A 15,709-nucleotide genomic window follows, 5' to 3' on the forward strand; every position below is an offset into this window, starting at 1 on the left:
AACGAATGCGGGGCCTCCATGACCACGATAGCCAACAGCAAATGTCCCGGCTGCGGCGGGGAAAATCCAGCGGGGACCAAGTTCTGTGGGAACTGCGGAACAAAACTTTAGAAAGCAGGTTCCTAAAATGATTATCAGGCTCCATATCTATACTGAGGTCACGATAGAGAGCGATGTTTTCGACACCGCCTGCTGGCAAGGCGCTCCGGATAATGCCGAGCCGGCCGAGATTGTGATTAAGAGCAGTGTGACCAGTTCTTTCGATCTCAACGGCCCAAAGTATTACCCAGCGGGTGCCGGGGCCAACCGGCTGCACCAACGCTACCGCTACGGTGACAACTGCTGATAAGGGCCAAAAAAGGCCATCCCAAAACATAAGTTTAGGGATGGCCTGAAGTTTTCTTATTCTATCACCCTGGACAGAGCCACCACCGTATCATCTTCATCGGGTCGCATCAAGGTTACGCCTTGGGCGGCCCGCCCTTGCTTAGGGATATCCCGGGCGGCGATGCGAATAATAACGCCGCCGGCGGTGATCAGCATAAGATCGTCATCTTCCCGGACCACTCTCATCTCCACCACCGGCCCGTTACGTTTGGAGGTGCGAATGGCAATAAGACCCTTGCCGCCCCTTCCCTGGGGACGGAATTCAGGCAGGGGTGTCCGCTTGCCGTAGCCGTTGGTACAGACCACCAGCAAATCGGCGCCGGCCAGCGGTACGTCCATGCTGACCACTTCATCGCCTGGATCCAGCCTAATGCCGCGAACTCCACGCGCCAATCGACCCATGGCCCGGACATCTTTCTCGGAGAAGCGAATCGCCATGCCGCCTCGCGTCCCCAGCAGAAGCTCTCGCTGGCCGTCGGTGCGACGGACATAGATCAGCTCGTCGTCTTCGTCCAGGGTAATAGCCTGCAATCCGCCCCGGCGCGCCGTGTCATATTCGGTCAGGGCCGTTTTCTTCACCGTGCCGCCTCTGGTAGCCATAACTAAGAATCCGCCCTCGGTAAAATCGCGCACCCCCAGGACCGCCGTCACCAGTTCACCGGCATCTAAGGCGATTAGGTTCACCAACGGTATGCCTTTAGCCTGGCGGCCGGCTTCCGGTATCTTGTAGCCTTTCACCCGGTGTACTCGCCCCTGGTTGGTGAAAAACAAGATCCAGTCGTGGTTGCTCACGGTGAGCAGATGTTGCACTCCGTCTTCGTCTTTGGTGCCGGTGCCCAGGATTCCGCGTCCACCGCGCCGCTGGCTGCGGTAAGTGGCTACCGGTTGACGTTTCACGTAGCCTTCCGCCGTCACCGTGACCACAATCTTTTCTTCCGGAATCAGATCTTCCGGTTCCAAAGCTCCGATTTCGCTGGTGATGCGAGTGCAGCGCTGGTCGGAGAATCGTTCTTTTAATTCAATTAGCTCTTTTTCGATAACCTGATCTACCATGGCCGGGCTGGCCAACAGCGAGCGCAGGTACTCAATTGTCATTAACAGTTCTTTGTACTCGCTTTCGATCTTATCTCTCTCCAGACCGGACAACCGTTTGAGTCGCATGTCTAAAATTGCCTGGGCTTGTTTCTCACTGAGACCGAACCTTTCCATCAGGCTGTCCCTGAGTTCGGTTTCTGTGCCTTGCGAGGCCCTGATTAAGGCAATGATTTCATCGATATGGTCCAGGGCAATGCGCAAACCTTCCAGAATATGAGCCCGATCTTCCGCCTTCTCCAGATCGTACTTGGTGCGCCGCACTATTACTTCGCGCTGGTGCTTGAGGTAGCACTCCAGCACCTCTTTCAGGTTTAAAATCCGCGGTTTTCCGTCCACTAAGGCCAGCATAATGACCCCGAAAGTGGTCTGCAACTGGCTTTGGTGGTACAGCCGGTTGAGCACAATCTGCGGGTTGGCATCACGTCTCAATTCGATCACAATGCGAATACCCTCGCGCCCTGATTCATCGCGCAAGGCGTTGATACCTTCTATTTTCCGATCCCGGACCAACTCCGCTATTTTCTCAATCAGCCGTGACTTATTAACCTGATAAGGCAGTTGGGTGATGATGATTTGGTACCGTCCGCCTTTCATATCCTCGATCTTGGCCGCCGCGCGCACTTTAATGGACCCACGTCCAGTGGTGTAAGCTGCTTTAATCCCCCGCCGACCCAGAATCAGGCCGCCGGTGGGAAAATCGGGACCCTTTATGGCCTCCATCAGATCACTGATGGAACGGTCCGGGTTGTCAATGAGCATGACTAAAGCGTCTACTACTTCCCCTAAGTTATGGGGCGGAATATTAGTGGCCATACCCACGGCAATCCCGGAGGAACCGTTAATGAGCAGATTGGGAACCCGGGAGGGTAGCACCGTGGGCTCTTCGAATTCCTCGTTAAAGTTAGGGGTGAAGTCCACTGTATTCTTATCGATATCGCGCAGCATCTCTAGGGCCAAGCGGGACATGCGCGCCTCGGTATAACGCATAGCGGCCGGGGAATCGCCGTCAATGGAGCCGAAGTTTCCGTGTCCGTCCACTAACGGATAACGGCTGGAAAAGTCCTGGGCCAGTCGCACCATGGCATCATAGATAGCAGCATCCCCGTGGGGATGGTACTTACCCAGCACTTCGCCCACTAACCGGGCTGATTTCTTGTGGGGCTTGTCCGGCGTCATCCCCAGCCCTCTCATAGCGTAGAGGATGCGCCGGTGCACCGGCTTAAGCCCGTCGCGCACGTCGGGAAGTGCCCGGCCGACAATTACGCTCATGGCGTAGTTTAGGTAAGACTGCTTCATTTCTTCTTCAATTCGCACCGGTATCACCCGGCTAAACAACGTATCTGTCATCTGCCCCGCCCTTTCTAAATATCCAGATTCCGTACCAGACGGGCATTTTCTTGAATAAACTCGCGCCGCGGCTCCACCTTATCCCCCATTAAAGTGGTGAACATGGTATTAGCTTCCAGGACGTCTTCCACTGTAACCAACAGCAAGGTCCTTGTATCGGGGTTCATGGTGGTCTCCCACAGCTGATCAGCGTTCATCTCCCCCAGGCCTTTGAAGCGCTGAATAGCAACGTTGCCTCGGCCAATCCGCTTCAGAACCTGTTCCAATTTATGGTCGTCGTAAACATACTCTAGGGTTTGCCCTTTTCGGACCAAGTAGAGCGGCGGTTGAGCGATATAGACATAGCCGGCTTCAATGAGTTTAGGCATGTAGCGGTAAAAGAAGGTTAAAATCAAGGTTCTAATGTGAGCCCCGTCGATATCGGCATCGGTCATGATAATAACTTTGTGATAGCGGGCTTTACTCAGGTCAAACTCTTCGGCGATCCCGGTGCCCAAAGCGGTGATCATAGAGCGAATTTCAGCGTTGGCCAGAATCTTGTCCAGCCGCGCTTTTTCCACATTTAAGATTTTACCCCGGAGCGGCAAAATAGCCTGGAATGATCGATCCCGCCCCAGTTTGGCCGAGCCGCCGGCTGAATCCCCTTCCACCAGGAATAATTCCGAATGCATGGGATCGCGCTCAGTACAATCAGCCAACTTCCCCGGCAAAGACGAAACTTCCAGGGCATTTTTGCGGCGGGTAAGTTCTCGGGCTCGCCGAGCCGCTTCCCGGGCCCTGGATGCAGCCACCACTTTGTCGATCACGCTCTTGGCCACAGCCGGGTTTTCGTCGAAGAAGGTGGTCAGTTCTTCACTGGCCATACTATCCACAAAACCGCGGATGTCGGTGTTGCCCAGTTTGGTTTTGGTCTGGCCCTCGAATTGGGGATCTGTAAGCTTAACGCTGACCACAGCCACTAAACCTTCCCGGACGTCGTCCCCGCTGAAAGTGGGGTCGTTTTCTTTGAGGGTGCCGATCTTCTTGGCATAGTCATTAATAGCCCGCGTTAAGGCGCTCTTGAACCCTGTTTCGTGGCTGCCCCCTTCTTGAGTATGGATGTTATTAGCATAAGTAAGGATGTTTTCGGTATAACCGTTGTTGTATTGTAGAGCTGCCTCGCATACAGCATCATCACGCTCGCGTTTAAAGTAAATCGGCGGATCGAACAAGGTGTCTTTATTCTTATTCAAATGACGGACGAACTCCACAATACCGCCTTCGAACTGGTACTCGACTTCCTGACCGGTACTTTCATCCTTGAGGGTTATTTTTAGCCCTTGACAAAGGAAGGCTAACTCGCGAAAGCGTTGGGCCAGGCTGTCAAAGGAAAATTCCCGCTCTTCGAATATCTCTCCGTCAGGAATAAATCTGATGGTGGTTCCTGTTTCCTTAGCCTCGCCTATTATTTTGAGTTCGCCGGTGGTCTGGCCGCGGCGATAAGACTGCTGATAAACATGCCCGTCGCGGCGCACCTCCACTTCCAGCCACTCCGACAAGGCATTCACCACGGCCACTCCCACCCCGTGCAGACCGCCGGAGACTTTGTACCCTTCTCCCCCAAACTTGCCCCCGGCATGGAGCATGGTCAGCACCACTTCCACCGCCGGTCGGCCCACCTGGGCTTGAATCTCCACTGGAATACCGCGGCCGTCGTCAATGACTTCCACCAGATGGCCGGGGTGGAGCGTCACCTCGATATGAGAGCAAAAACCAGCCAAGGCCTCGTCGATACTGTTGTCCACCACTTCATAGATTAAGTGGTGCAGGCCCCGCGCCCCGGTACTTCCAATATACATGGAAGGGCGCAGCCGAACGGCTTTTAATCCTTCCAGTACCTGGATTTGGCTGGCATCGTAGCGCGCACCATTGTTGTTACTGTGGGCCAATGTTCCACCCCTTTCCCTGGTTATTTTCCTCTATTTGTCACTAAACCACAACTTTAATTATATCATAAGGAAAAGACAAGCTACAATAAAAGCGGCCGGGTTTCACTGTCTGGCCGCTGAAGAAGTGCAACTTAGATTCTGAGCAGGTTCCTTGATCGGCCCATTAGGGTGAGAGAAGAAATTGGCGACAAGTAAGCTCGTTTCGCAGTGAGGATTAGGGATTTAGGTTCGGCTCCGCCCACTTCCGCAACTAACCCTTCATCGTGGCTGATTTCAAGAAACTCTTTTGTGGCCACACCTGTGCCGGCGCTCTTTAAATCTAAGATTAAGATAATGTCCTCAGCCGGAACCGATACGTCACCACCGATATGAAGGAACATTTACCTGGCCCCTTTCTCTCAAAGTAGACGTTTAATACTGCCTGAACCCACCTGCCAAACGGCAGCGGCACCACCGGGTAGATTCTCTGTTGGTTCGGTGGTGGTAATAAAAGCCTGATTGCCCCGGCCCGCCTCCGCGGTTAGAAAGCGGCGCCGCTTGGTATCCAGTTCCGAATAGACATCATCGAGAAGCAGGATGGGATCTTGTCCGGTTCGGCGCTTAATGTATTCCGCTTCGGCTAATTTCCAGGCCAGAGCTGCCAGCCGTTGCTCTCCCTGGGAGCCAAAAGTCCTCAGTTCTTGTTGGTCCAGCAGAATTTGCACTTCATCTCGCTGGGGACCGCTCAAGGTTAAGCGGCGCCGCCATTCTTCTTTCCGGCGGAGTAATAAGGTGGCCTTAAATTTTTCTTCAGCCTCAGCCAGGTCAAAACCCGCGGCCAAAGCAATATTAGGCTGATAAGAAACCGCCAGTTCTTTGTTGTTGCCCAGACGGAAATTATACTCTTTAATCCACGGGGCCATGGCTGTCAAAGCTTCCTGCCGCCGTACCATGAGTTCGGCTCCGAACTGGGCTAATTGTTCATCCCAAGCCTGCAGCAAGATTTCATTGCCTGGGCTGGGTGTTAACCTTTTGAGATAGGTATTTCGTTGCGCTAAAATGCGGTTAAATTCCCGCAGATAAAAATAATAGGAGCGGTTAGTCTGCAACAGCAGGAAGTTAAGCGCCTGCCGCCGTTGCTGCGGCCCACCCTTTATTAGGCTCAAGTCTTCCGGAGCAAAAGCCACCGCGGTCAGGTGCCCTAATAAATCGGCCAGGCGGCCTTGCTGTTGGCGGTTTAAAGTGAAACTTTTGCCCTCGTTTTCCGTCCACTGCACAGCCAGCGAGAATTCTCCGCTAGCAGACTGCACCTGACCGCCCACTGCCAAGGCCGGACCGCCCCGATGAGCTAATTCCCGATCACGGTAAGTGCGAAAAGATTTGGCCGTAGCCAAAAAAAAGATGGCCTCCAGTAAGTTGCTTTTTCCTTGGGCATTGCCGCCACAAAGTATATTCAGCCCGGCAACAGGCTCAAACAAAAGCTCTTTCCAACTGCGGAAATTAACCAGATTCAGCCGTAACAGTTGCACGCTCCTCGCCTCACGGTGTGGCCCTGGTGGTGATGGGCATCACCAGGTAGCGGTAGTTCTTGGAGCCATAAGGACTAAGGAGAGCCGCACTCTCGGCGCCGCTGAATTCCAGCACCACTTTTTCTGCCGCCAACACCCGCAGCGGCTCGATCAAATAGTTCACATTAAAAGAGATCTCTAATTCCGATCCGCTTATTTCACCGGCTACCAGATCCTCAAGGCGGCCAATATCTGCACTTTGAGCAAACACTTCCAGCCCCGCGGAAGTAAGTTTGAGGTTAACAGCGTTGACTTTCTCGGAGGAGAACACCTGGGCCCGCTCCAGCGCCGACAGAAATTCAGTCCGATTCACTGTGGCTTGCCAGGAAAACTGGGTGGGAATAACGCTTTCATAAGGGAGGTATTTTCCCTCCACCAGCCGAGAGATAACCAAGGCGTTAGCTATTTGAAAAGCAATCTGTTTTTCCGAGGCCGTAATTTGCACTTCTTCCCCCCCGGAAAAAAGGCGGGACACTTCCTCTAAGCAACGCACCGGCACTAAGTAGTCTCTAGTCATGTCTTCGCCGACCTCTAAAGGATCTACTACCGCCAGGCGGTGCCCATCGGTGGCGACCAGACGCATTTCGTTTGCTCCCATCGATAAGAGAACACTATTTAGGAGTTGGCGCAACCCATCCCTAGCAGCAGCAAAAGCTACCTGGCTGATGCCGCTGCGCAAAGTCAACTCCGGTACGGAAGCTACGGTTGTTTGGTTCTCCGGCTCTAAGGGAGGGAATTCTCCCACCAAGGTGAGTAATTCAAAGTTAGCTACACCGGAAGTAATAAATACATGTTCAGTGGTGGGTTCGGACCGAAAGGATAGCTGACCCGGTGGTAAGCGCCGGAGGACGTCGACTAAATAGCGCCCCGGCAGTAGCACCTCTCCTTCAGTACTAATCTGAGCTTCAAACCAACACTTTATACCGAGTTCGGAATCGGTACCGGTTAGAGTAATACTATTGTTCTCAGCCGTAAGTAAAATACCGCTCAGTTCCGGGCGCACGGCCTTAGAAGGCACCGCCCGCAAAACGTTCTGGGCGGCAGTTAGAAACTTGTCTTTACTAGCGATAAACTCCATTGTTTAGTCCCTCCTTGCGAACAAAAGAGCTTTTCCACAGGGCTTATAATTACGAGGTATATATAAAGATTACAATATAAAGAGTATAGTAGTAATAATAGGGCCTGTGGATAATAAGGAAAAAAGGCGGCCGACGAAGCAGAGGTTAATATTTGCCTGGGGGAAAATTAAACTTAACTGGGGAATAGCTGTGTAGAGCTTCGGGATAACTGGAAGAGAAATACTTATCCCCACTACTTATGAAGCGTTGTCCCGTAAAAGGGCCGTGAGTTTATTCAACAAGTTGCGCAGTTCACCGTTCTTTTTCAGCTCCGAGGCTACCTTATCACAGCTGTACATAACGGTGGTATGGTCCCGGCCGCCGAATTCATCGCCTATTTTCGGCAGCGAAGCGTCAGTGAGTTCCCGAGACAGATACATGGCAATTTGACGCGGGACCACCAGATTGCGAGTGCGCCGCTTAGCGCACAGATCTTGCGGCTCCAGGTTGAATTCTTCCGCCACCACCGCCTGAATACGGGTAATAGTTATTGGTTGGGGCTTCTTCTCCGGTAGAATATTCTGAAGGGCAGCTTGAGTCAGGTCCATAGTAATGGGAGCGGCGTGCAGTTGGGCATAAGCCAATAAACGAGTAAGAGCGCCTTCTAATTCCCGGATATTACTGGTTATTCTCAGGGCAATATACTCCAGGGCTTCGTCCGGAACCGACAGGTCTTCTAATTGGGCTTTCTTCCGTAAGATTGCCATCCTGGTTTCCAGATCAGGGGGCTGGATGTCGGTGATAAGTCCCCACTCAAAGCGGGACCGCAGTCGATCCTCCAAGGTGGATAGTTCTTTGGGCGGCCGGTCGCTGGAAACAATAATTTGGCGACTGGCTTCGTAGAGAGCATTAAAGGTGTGGAAAAATTCTTCCTGGGTACGTTCCTTCTTTTCTAGAAATTGAATGTCGTCGATTAGGAGCACATCTTTTTCCCTGTATTTAGCCCGGAACTGATTAATACGATCATCCTTAATACAATTGATAAGTTCGTTCGTAAAGGTTTCAGACGAAACATAAACGACTCGATTCAGCGGCGATTGATCCAGAATATAATGGGCAATGGCGTGCATGAGATGAGTTTTACCCAGACCGACGCCGCCGTAAATAAAAAGCGGGTTATAAGCCCGTGACGGACTCTCAGCCACGGCCAAGGAAGCGGCATGGGCAAAGCGGTTACTGTTGCCCACCACAAAAGTGTCAAAAACATATTTAGGATTAAGATAAGGACGCTCATCTGCCAAAGAGGCCGGGGTGCTTACCGCTGGTACCGCTGGGTGCTCGTCTTCGTCGCCGGGAATTAAGTAATGAACGTGCAGCTCGGCAGCACCGATTTCCTTTAAGGCGCGGGCGATCAGGCTGGAGTAAGAAGTCTCAAGCCACTCCCGTGTGTAAGGATTAGGCACGGCCACCAATAAATTATTGCCTACTATCGCCACGGCGCGGGTTGGCCGCAGCCAATTGTCGTAACTGGTACGGCCCAACTCGTGTTCCATTAGGTCTAAAGCGCGTTTCCACAATTCACCTGCTGCTTGGGGCAATGGTCTACCCTGGTTTCCAAAACCTCTCGGCTACTCGGAGTCGGTTTTGCATCTGTCCTCATGACAGACGGCACGGTCACCATGTTTTCTTACCGGTGCCCGGGCCAGAAACCAGGTTATTCACCTCCCTCACCTTCAATATTGAATCATCGCTAGCGGGCATTTTTACGAGAGTAGAATTAGTTATACACAGGTTTATCCACACAATGTGCATAAACCTGCGGACAATAGGGAAAAATCCCTGGTAAAAGAGGGTGTTTTTGACAACTCCAGGATCATGATAACATAGATATCCACAGGCAGCAACCGGGACAAAGGTCTTACGGTGGATTTTGGTGGCCGGCACTTGAGCTTGACAGTGCTAGGGGGCTCAAGTATAATTTTCCTATAGTGGGCAGGAAAAAGAGTGGGAAAGGAAGAAAATATAGGTGAAAAGGACATATCAACCGCGTAGGAGGTACAGGAAAAAGACCCATGGTTTTCGGGCGCGAAATAGTACCAGAGGTGGGCGTAAAGTTCTAGCCCGGCGACGCGCTAAAGGCAGGAAAAGACTTTCCGCCTGACTAGTGGTGACAAGCTGTGAGGATTAGGCGGGGCAGGAAGTTGGACCTGGCCCCTTTTCTTGTGTTAAGCAGACAAAAAGCAAAGGGGCAAAGTCCGGTGAGAATGGCACGGCTGACTAAGAATAAGGAATTTCAGACCGTCTATAAACATGGACAGGTGTATGTTGGCCGCTATGTGGTGCTTTATGTCCTGCCCCGACCGGGACAGGCAACGCGTACAGGCTTTACTGTGGGCAAGAAGGTAGGTGGCGCTGTAAAGCGGAATCTAGTCCGCCGGCGCTTAAAAGAAATACAGCGCCAGCTTCAAGTCCAGCTTAAACCGGGTTATGATCTAGTGTTAGTAGGCCGACCACGAGCGCTGACAGTTGGTTTTTGGCCGCTCAGTGAAGAGGTGCGGCGTCTTTGTGGCCAAGCTGGGCTTCTGACTGATGAAGGAGGACAGCGGAATGGTTAAGAAAGCAGTGCTTTATGCCATAGCGTGTTATCGCCGCTTTGTGTCCCCGCTGCTGGCTCCGCACTGTCGCTATGTTCCCACCTGTTCAGCCTATGCCTATGAAGCGATCGTTCGCTACGGCTGTCTTAAGGGTGGGTACTTGGCGCTAAAACGCCTGCTTCGCTGTCACCCATGGGGTGCCAATGGTTACGATCCCGTACCGCAGACCGGTACGAACAGGCGGGTTTGATCCCGTCCAGCTAAGGGGACAAGGAGGGGTAGGGAGTGAAAGCCCTGGGCGATGCGTTATTTTGGGTGTTAGAGTTTTTGTACAGTTACTTCCACAACTATGGCTGGGCCATTATTGCGCTAACGGTGCTGATTAGGATGTTGGTATGGCCGCTGACCCGACGCCAGACCAAGAGCATGTTAGCGATGAAAGAAATACAGCCTAAACTTCAGGAATTGCAGAAGAAGTATAAAAACCAGCCGGAAAAGTTGAACAAAGAGATGATGGCCCTTTATCGTGAACACGGCGTCAGCCCCTTGGGCGGGTGTTTGCCCATGCTGATTCAACTGCCGATTTTGTTTGCTCTGTTCAGTATCTTACGTACTTATCCTTATCCGGTGGATAGCGCCGGCTTCTTATGGATCACCGATTTGGGCCAAAAAGATCCGCTCTACATTTTGCCGATCTTAACTGTAATTACGCAATACATTTCCCAACGACAGATGACCACCGATGCTAAACAAGCTCAAATGATGGCGGCCATGCCACTGGTTATCGGCTGGATGGCCACCCGGTTCCCGGCCGGATTGGCGCTCTACTGGGTAGTACAAAACGCGGTGAGTGTGGTTCAACAGTGGTGGGATTCGCGGTCACTGATGTCAAAGGGGGAGCTGGCAAAAGATGAGGGACATTGAGGAAACAGGTAGGACGGTGGAAGAGGCAGTAGAGGCAGCACTGGCACGACTAAATTTGACCGCTGAAGAAGTAGAGGTAGAAGTAATAGAAGAAGGAAGCCGGGGATTCATGGGAATTCTCGGTGGGCGTCCAGCTAGAGTCCGGGTGATAGAGAAGAAAAACCTATTGAACCGAGCCCAGGCCTTCATAGAAGAGGTAGTTGATACCTTGGCCATCGAGGCTGAAGTGACAGGGACCACAGATGACGAAGGGGTCAAAATCCAGGTGGAAGGGCAAAACGTGGGCATGCTAATCGGCCGCCGGGGACAAGCTTTGGATGCTTGGCAGTATTTGACCAACCTGGTGGCCAACAAAGGCGTACGGGAGCGAGAGCGGGTGATGCTGGATGTAGCCGGGTATCGGGCTCGGCGGACAGCTACCCTGGAGAACTTGGCAGAGCGAACTGCTGAGCGAGTGCTGGAACGGCGGCGTCCCATTAGGCTTGAACCCATGTCGGCGGCCGACAGACGCATTATTCACCTTACCTTGCAGGACAAAGAAGAGGTGGAAACCGTCAGCGAAGGACGAGAACCGTATCGGCGGGTAGTGGTGAACCCAACCAAAGCCAAGAGCTCTGGCTACAGGCCGAAGCGGGATGTCTGAATTGAAACGGAATGACGATAACCCAGCACGTTGGGAGCTGGGTTTTTTTCTCCCGGAGGGATGGTTATGGAAAAGACAACCATAGCGGCTATCGCTACGGCTGTGGGTGTTGGGGGTATTGGCATTGTGCGCATCAGCGGACCGAAGGCTTTTACCATTGGGGATCGTGTTTTTCGTCCCCGCCGCGGCGGTAAAGTAAGTGACCAGCCCAGCTACAGTGCCCGCTACGGCACGGTGACGGAGCCGGCCGGAGGAAAAGTGATCGATGAGGCCATTGCGTTGGTGATGCGCTCCCCGGCTTCTTACACCCGGGAAGATGTATTAGAACTGCAGTGCCACGGCGGACCGGTGGCTCTGGCGGCGGTGCTGAAAGAGGTGCTGGCAGCCGGGGCTGTGCTGGCCCAGCCGGGGGAATTCACCCAGCGGGCGTTCTTAAACGGACGCTTGGATCTGGCCCAAGCTGAGGCTGTGGGTGATATCATTCGCGCCAGCACCGAGGCTAACCTGAGCCTGGCCCAACAACAGCTCCAAGGCAGGCTGTCCGAGCGGGTTCGGTCTTTGCGGGAGCAGATATTGTTATTGGAAGTGCGGCTGGAAGTGGGGATTGACTTTCCCGACGATGAAGTACCGGAACTTGAGGGAGCTGAGCTGACCTCCCGGTTGCAGGGCTTGGTGGCCGAGGTGGAGGGCTTGATTGCCGAAGGGGAACAGGGACGGATTTGGCGCGAGGGATTGGCCACAGTAATAGTTGGGAAGCCTAATGTGGGTAAGTCCAGTCTGTTGAATGTCCTGGTAGGGCATAAGCGGGCGTTGGTAACTGACATACCGGGGACCACCCGGGATGTTATTGAAGAGACGATTAACCTCTCTGGACTCCCGCTGCGGTTACTGGATACAGCCGGCATTAGAAGAACCAGCGATATAGTGGAGCGGCTGGGAGTGGAGGCGGCCAAAGAGCAGTTGGCGGCGGCAGAGCTGGTGCTGATGGTACTGGATGCCGAGCGGCCGTGGGAAGACGAGGATCAGCTTATCTATTCCCTCTGCCAGGGAAAGAAGATTTTGCTCTTGCTGAACAAAATTGATGTGGGCCAGGTGCTGACCGCGGCGGAAGTTAAGCGGCGGTTTCCCCGGGAAGAAGTGATACCCCTGTCGGTGAAGGAGGGACAGGGACTGGAGCAGCTTGAGGACACCATTATCCGTTTTGCCGTTGGCAATGGACAACGAGTGGAGCACGTAAGCGTGAGCAATCGGCGCCACCTGGAAGCCCTGAGCCGAGCGCGAGACGCCTTAGAGGAAGCCATGATGGCGCTTCGAGCGGGGTTTGGTTATGATATTATTAGTACCGAAGTGCGCGCAGCCAGGTTGGAGTTGGGGAAAATAACCGGGGAGACAGTGGATCAGGAGTTGGTTCATCGCATTTTTCAAGATTTTTGTTTAGGAAAATGACGTCAAAGCGCGGGGGGAAAAGATGAGGATACGACCTGGTTACTCCAATTATGATGTTATTGTGGTGGGGGCCGGACATGCCGGTTGCGAGGCTGCTTTGGCTGCGGCCCGCATGGGTTGCCGCACCTTGCTGACCACGCTGAGCCTGGAGCATATAGCTTTAATGCCCTGCAACCCGTCGGTGGGTGGGCCGGCCAAGGGGCATCTGGTCCGTGAAATTGACGCCCTGGGCGGCGAGATGGCTAATAACACCGACAAAGCCTATGTACAAATTAGAGTGCTGAACATAAGTAAGGGTCCGGCGGTGCGGGCTTTAAGGGCTGTTTGTGATAAAAGTTTGTACCGGCGGCGCCTGTGGCAGACCTTGGGAGCCACGGCTAACTTAGTGGTGCGGGAAGCAGCGGTAACGGAATTGCTCACCGGGGCTGACGGGGTGGTGGGGGTACGAACCCAGACCGGCGCTGTGTACAATGCCCCGGCAGTGGTCTTGACCACCGGCGTCTATCTTAGAAGCGAAGTCTTCGTGGGGGAGTTGAAATTCAGCGGCGGCCCCCAAGGTCAGCCGGCGGCCCAGGAATTGACCCGGTCACTGCTGAAACGGGGCTTCGAGACCGGGCGCTTCCGGACTACCAGCCCACCGCGTATTTCCGGGCGGAGCGTGGATTACAGCCAACTGAAAGAACAGCGCGGCAGTAAGCTACCGCTTAGCTTTTCGGTCTGGAACCAGCCGCGGCGGCGGCGCCAGTTATCGTGCTGGCTTACATATACCACTGAGCGGACCCATGAGATAATACGAACCAATCTGCAGCGATCGCCGTTTTCCGTGGATGTTTTGCCCGACGCAGAGCCCCGTTACTGTCCTTCCATCGAGGGCAAGGTAAAGCATTTCCCGGATCGGCCCGCTCATCAGGTGTTTTTGGAGCCGGAAGGGTGGAACACCGATGAAGTCTACCTGACCGGCTTGTTCACCAGCCTACCGGAGGAGGTGCAAGTGGCGGTCCTGCACTCTATCCCCGGGCTGGAACAGGCCCAAATGCTGCGGCCCGGTTACGGGATTGAATACGATTATCTGCCGGCTACGCAGTTGACTGCGTCGCTGGAGAGCAAAATAGTACGGGGCTTGTTCTGTGCCGGACAAGTGAATGGTACCTCAGGCTACGAAGAAGCGGCGGCGCAAGGAATTATGGCTGGGATCAATGCCGCCCGTTATGTTCAAGGACAGCCGCCGTTGGTGCTGGGCCGAGGTGAGGCCTATATCGGGGTATTAATCGACGATTTAGTCACCAAGGGACCCCGAGAACCTTATCGTATGCTAACATCCCGGGCTGAACACCGGTTACTGCTCCGCTCCGATAATGCCGATCTCAGGCTGGCTCCGTACGGGTATCAGGTGGGACTTTTGCCGGCGGAAAAATACGAGCGCTTCCAAGCCAAGAGGGCGTGGATTCAAGGGGAAATTACCCGGTTGGAACAAGAACAACTGACTCCCAGCGCTGACATAAACGCTGCCTTGAAGGAGCTGGGCAGTGCTCCCCTAACCCACCCCATCAGTTTGGCGGCTTTGCTCCGGCGGCCGGAACTCAGTTACAGCGACATTAGCCGGCTGGCACCGCCGCCGGAGGGGTTGTCGGGAGCGGCCGCGGACACAGTGGAGGCGGAAATAAAATATGCCGCTTATATAGAGAAAGAGAAACGCTTGGTGGAGCAGATGAGGGAGCTGGAGGAAAAGGTGCTACCCAGCCAACTGGATTACGGCCAGATTAAGGCCTTGTCCCGGGAAGCACAGGAGAAGCTGGCCCTGATACGTCCGCGAACTTTAGGCCAGGCAGGTAGAATCCCAGGGGTGTCGCCGGCCGATGTAGCTGTGCTCATGGTGTACCTGCGGGGCGGAGGGAGAAGCCGGGATGGGTAAAGAGAACAGGATGGACTGGACCGATCCCCGCTTAGGGGATTTGCTTGTCCATGAAGGGCAGGCGGTGGGTATTCAACTGGCGCCGAGCCAAATAGAGGCGCTAATCGCTTTCGGTGAGGAGCTGGAGCGGCAAAACCGGCGCTTCAATCTGAGCGCCATTGTTGATCCCAAGGAAGTAATCCGGAAACATTTCGTCGATTCGTTAGCGCTGCTTCCCCACCTTCCTTCCCAGGCAGCCAATTTGGTGGATGTTGGCAGCGGGGCCGGCTTACCGGGGCTGGCGCTGAAAATCGCCCGGCCGGAGCTGGAAGTTACATTAGTGGAGAGCGTAAAGAAAAAGGCGGCGTTCTTGCAGGAGACCGTAGCCCGGCTGGAACTAACCGGGGTTAACGTTATCGACCGGCGAGCCGAAGAGTTGGGACAGGAAGCTCAGTTTAGAGAACAATTCGCCTTGGCTACTGCGCGGGCAGTGGCGTCGCTGCCGGTTTTATTGGAACTCAGTCTGCCGTTGCTGTCTGTGGGCGGCTGTTTTGTTGCTTACAAAGGGCCACAGGTGGCCGAGGAAATTAAGGCGGGCCAGCGGGCGCTCACAGTCTTGGGGGGCGAGCTCAGAGAAGTAAAAGAGTTTTCCCTCCTGGGAGGAGAGCGCCGGACGTTGGTGTTGGTGGACAAGATAGCCCCCACTCCGGCTAAGTACCCCCGGGGCCCGGGGCGCCCAGGCAAGCGCCCCCTGTAGGAAATAGGCTGAGGCAGCAGGAATTTTCTACCACTTGGCGAATATGGGTATTGAACGACTGATAAGGCGGTGCCCGCCATGAAAGAACGGAT

15 protein-coding genes are annotated in these 15,709 nt (G+C 54.0%); 9 read left to right on the forward strand and 6 right to left on the reverse strand.

Annotation, left to right across the window (positions count from 1 at the left end):
* The first annotated feature begins 127 nt into the window (after window positions 1–127).
* Window positions 128–346 carry a hypothetical protein gene (locus GX016_02015; protein ID HHT70340.1) on the forward strand — a complete coding sequence of 73 codons (219 nt, stop codon included), beginning with the start codon at window positions 128–130 and terminating at the stop codon, window positions 344–346.
* 56 nt (window positions 347–402) lie between these two features.
* On the opposite strand, the gene gyrA is transcribed toward GX016_02015, so the two are convergent.
* The 6 genes from gyrA to dnaA all read right to left on the reverse strand — a co-directional run bounded on the left by gyrA (window position 403) and on the right by dnaA (window position 8,915).
* Window positions 403–2,829, reverse strand: coding sequence for a DNA gyrase subunit A (gene gyrA / locus GX016_02020; GenBank protein HHT70341.1), 2,427 nt, complete (start codon window positions 2,827–2,829; stop codon window positions 403–405).
* Between the two features lie 14 nt (window positions 2,830–2,843).
* On the reverse strand, window positions 2,844–4,757 hold the full coding sequence (gene gyrB, locus GX016_02025) for a DNA topoisomerase (ATP-hydrolyzing) subunit B (protein HHT70342.1): 1,914 nt from the start codon (window positions 4,755–4,757) through the stop codon (window positions 2,844–2,846).
* Window positions 4,758–4,888: 131 nt separating this feature from the next.
* Window positions 4,889–5,137: a DUF370 domain-containing protein gene (locus tag GX016_02030; GenBank protein HHT70343.1), complete on the reverse strand. Its 249-nt coding sequence runs from the start codon at window positions 5,135–5,137 to the stop codon at window positions 4,889–4,891.
* A gap of 18 nt (window positions 5,138–5,155) precedes the next feature.
* Window positions 5,156–6,265: a DNA replication/repair protein RecF gene (gene recF / locus GX016_02035; GenBank protein HHT70344.1), complete on the reverse strand. Its 1,110-nt coding sequence runs from the start codon at window positions 6,263–6,265 to the stop codon at window positions 5,156–5,158.
* Window positions 6,266–6,275: 10 nt separating this feature from the next.
* Window positions 6,276–7,382, reverse strand: a complete 1,107-nt coding sequence (gene dnaN / locus GX016_02040; protein HHT70345.1) for a DNA polymerase III subunit beta — start codon at window positions 7,380–7,382, stop codon at window positions 6,276–6,278.
* Between the two features lie 237 nt (window positions 7,383–7,619).
* Window positions 7,620–8,915 carry a chromosomal replication initiator protein DnaA gene (gene dnaA, locus GX016_02045; GenBank protein HHT70346.1) on the reverse strand — a complete coding sequence of 432 codons (1,296 nt, stop codon included), beginning with the start codon at window positions 8,913–8,915 and terminating at the stop codon, window positions 7,620–7,622.
* A 473-nt stretch (window positions 8,916–9,388) separates the two neighbouring features.
* On the opposite strand from dnaA, the gene rpmH reads away from it, so the two are divergent.
* The 8 genes from rpmH to rsmG all read left to right on the forward strand — a co-directional run bounded on the left by rpmH (window position 9,389) and on the right by rsmG (window position 15,617).
* Window positions 9,389–9,523 carry a 50S ribosomal protein L34 gene (gene rpmH / locus GX016_02050; protein ID HHT70347.1) on the forward strand — a complete coding sequence of 45 codons (135 nt, stop codon included), beginning with the start codon at window positions 9,389–9,391 and terminating at the stop codon, window positions 9,521–9,523.
* 97 nt (window positions 9,524–9,620) lie between these two features.
* A complete protein-coding gene (gene rnpA, locus GX016_02055) occupies window positions 9,621–9,977 on the forward strand; it encodes a ribonuclease P protein component (GenBank protein ID HHT70348.1) in 357 nt (118 codons plus the stop codon).
* A complete protein-coding gene (yidD, locus tag GX016_02060) occupies window positions 9,970–10,206 on the forward strand; it encodes a membrane protein insertion efficiency factor YidD (protein HHT70349.1) in 237 nt (78 codons plus the stop codon). The genes rnpA and yidD overlap by 8 nt, the downstream gene beginning before the upstream one ends.
* 35 nt (window positions 10,207–10,241) lie before the next feature.
* Window positions 10,242–10,880 carry a membrane protein insertase YidC gene (gene yidC, locus GX016_02065; GenBank protein HHT70350.1) on the forward strand — a complete coding sequence of 213 codons (639 nt, stop codon included), beginning with the start codon at window positions 10,242–10,244 and terminating at the stop codon, window positions 10,878–10,880.
* Entirely contained in the window at window positions 10,867–11,523 is a 657-nt protein-coding gene (locus GX016_02070; GenBank protein HHT70351.1) for a protein jag, read from the forward strand. The genes yidC and GX016_02070 overlap by 14 nt, the downstream gene beginning before the upstream one ends.
* 66 nt (window positions 11,524–11,589) lie before the next feature.
* Window positions 11,590–12,969 (forward strand): tRNA uridine-5-carboxymethylaminomethyl(34) synthesis GTPase MnmE, encoded by a 1,380-nt coding sequence (mnmE, locus tag GX016_02075; GenBank protein HHT70352.1) that lies wholly within the window; start codon window positions 11,590–11,592, stop codon window positions 12,967–12,969.
* Window positions 12,970–12,991: 22 nt separating this feature from the next.
* Complete coding sequence (mnmG, locus tag GX016_02080) at window positions 12,992–14,881, forward strand: tRNA uridine-5-carboxymethylaminomethyl(34) synthesis enzyme MnmG (protein HHT70353.1); 1,890 nt, start codon at window positions 12,992–12,994, stop codon at window positions 14,879–14,881.
* Window positions 14,874–15,617, forward strand: a complete 744-nt coding sequence (gene rsmG, locus GX016_02085; GenBank protein HHT70354.1) for a 16S rRNA (guanine(527)-N(7))-methyltransferase RsmG — start codon at window positions 14,874–14,876, stop codon at window positions 15,615–15,617. The genes mnmG and rsmG overlap by 8 nt, the downstream gene beginning before the upstream one ends.
* Window positions 15,618–15,709 lie beyond the last annotated feature (92 nt).

The sequence above is a fragment of the Bacillota bacterium genome (assembly GCA_012837285.1).
GTDB lineage: Bacteria > Bacillota > DTU030 > DUMP01 > DUMP01 > DUNI01.

Excerpts from the sequence above, each read along its gene's own strand:
- GX016_02015 (HHT70340.1), top strand. The coding sequence starts at position 128 with ATGATTATCAGGCTCCATATCTATACTGAGGTCACGATAGAGAGCGAT.
- gyrA (HHT70341.1), bottom strand. The coding sequence starts at position 2,829 with ATGACAGATACGTTGTTTAGCCGGGTGATACCGGTGCGAATTGAAGAA.
- GX016_02030 (HHT70343.1), bottom strand. The coding sequence starts at position 5,137 with ATGTTCCTTCATATCGGTGGTGACGTATCGGTTCCGGCTGAGGACATT.
- dnaN (HHT70345.1), bottom strand. The coding sequence starts at position 7,382 with ATGGAGTTTATCGCTAGTAAAGACAAGTTTCTAACTGCCGCCCAGAAC.
- dnaA (HHT70346.1), bottom strand. The coding sequence starts at position 8,915 with ATGGAACACGAGTTGGGCCGTACCAGTTACGACAATTGGCTGCGGCCA.
- yidD (HHT70349.1), top strand. The coding sequence starts at position 9,970 with ATGGTTAAGAAAGCAGTGCTTTATGCCATAGCGTGTTATCGCCGCTTT.
- GX016_02070 (HHT70351.1), top strand. The coding sequence starts at position 10,867 with ATGAGGGACATTGAGGAAACAGGTAGGACGGTGGAAGAGGCAGTAGAG.
- mnmE (HHT70352.1), top strand. The coding sequence starts at position 11,590 with ATGGAAAAGACAACCATAGCGGCTATCGCTACGGCTGTGGGTGTTGGG.
- mnmG (HHT70353.1), top strand. The coding sequence starts at position 12,992 with ATGAGGATACGACCTGGTTACTCCAATTATGATGTTATTGTGGTGGGG.
- rsmG (HHT70354.1), top strand. The coding sequence starts at position 14,874 with ATGGGTAAAGAGAACAGGATGGACTGGACCGATCCCCGCTTAGGGGAT.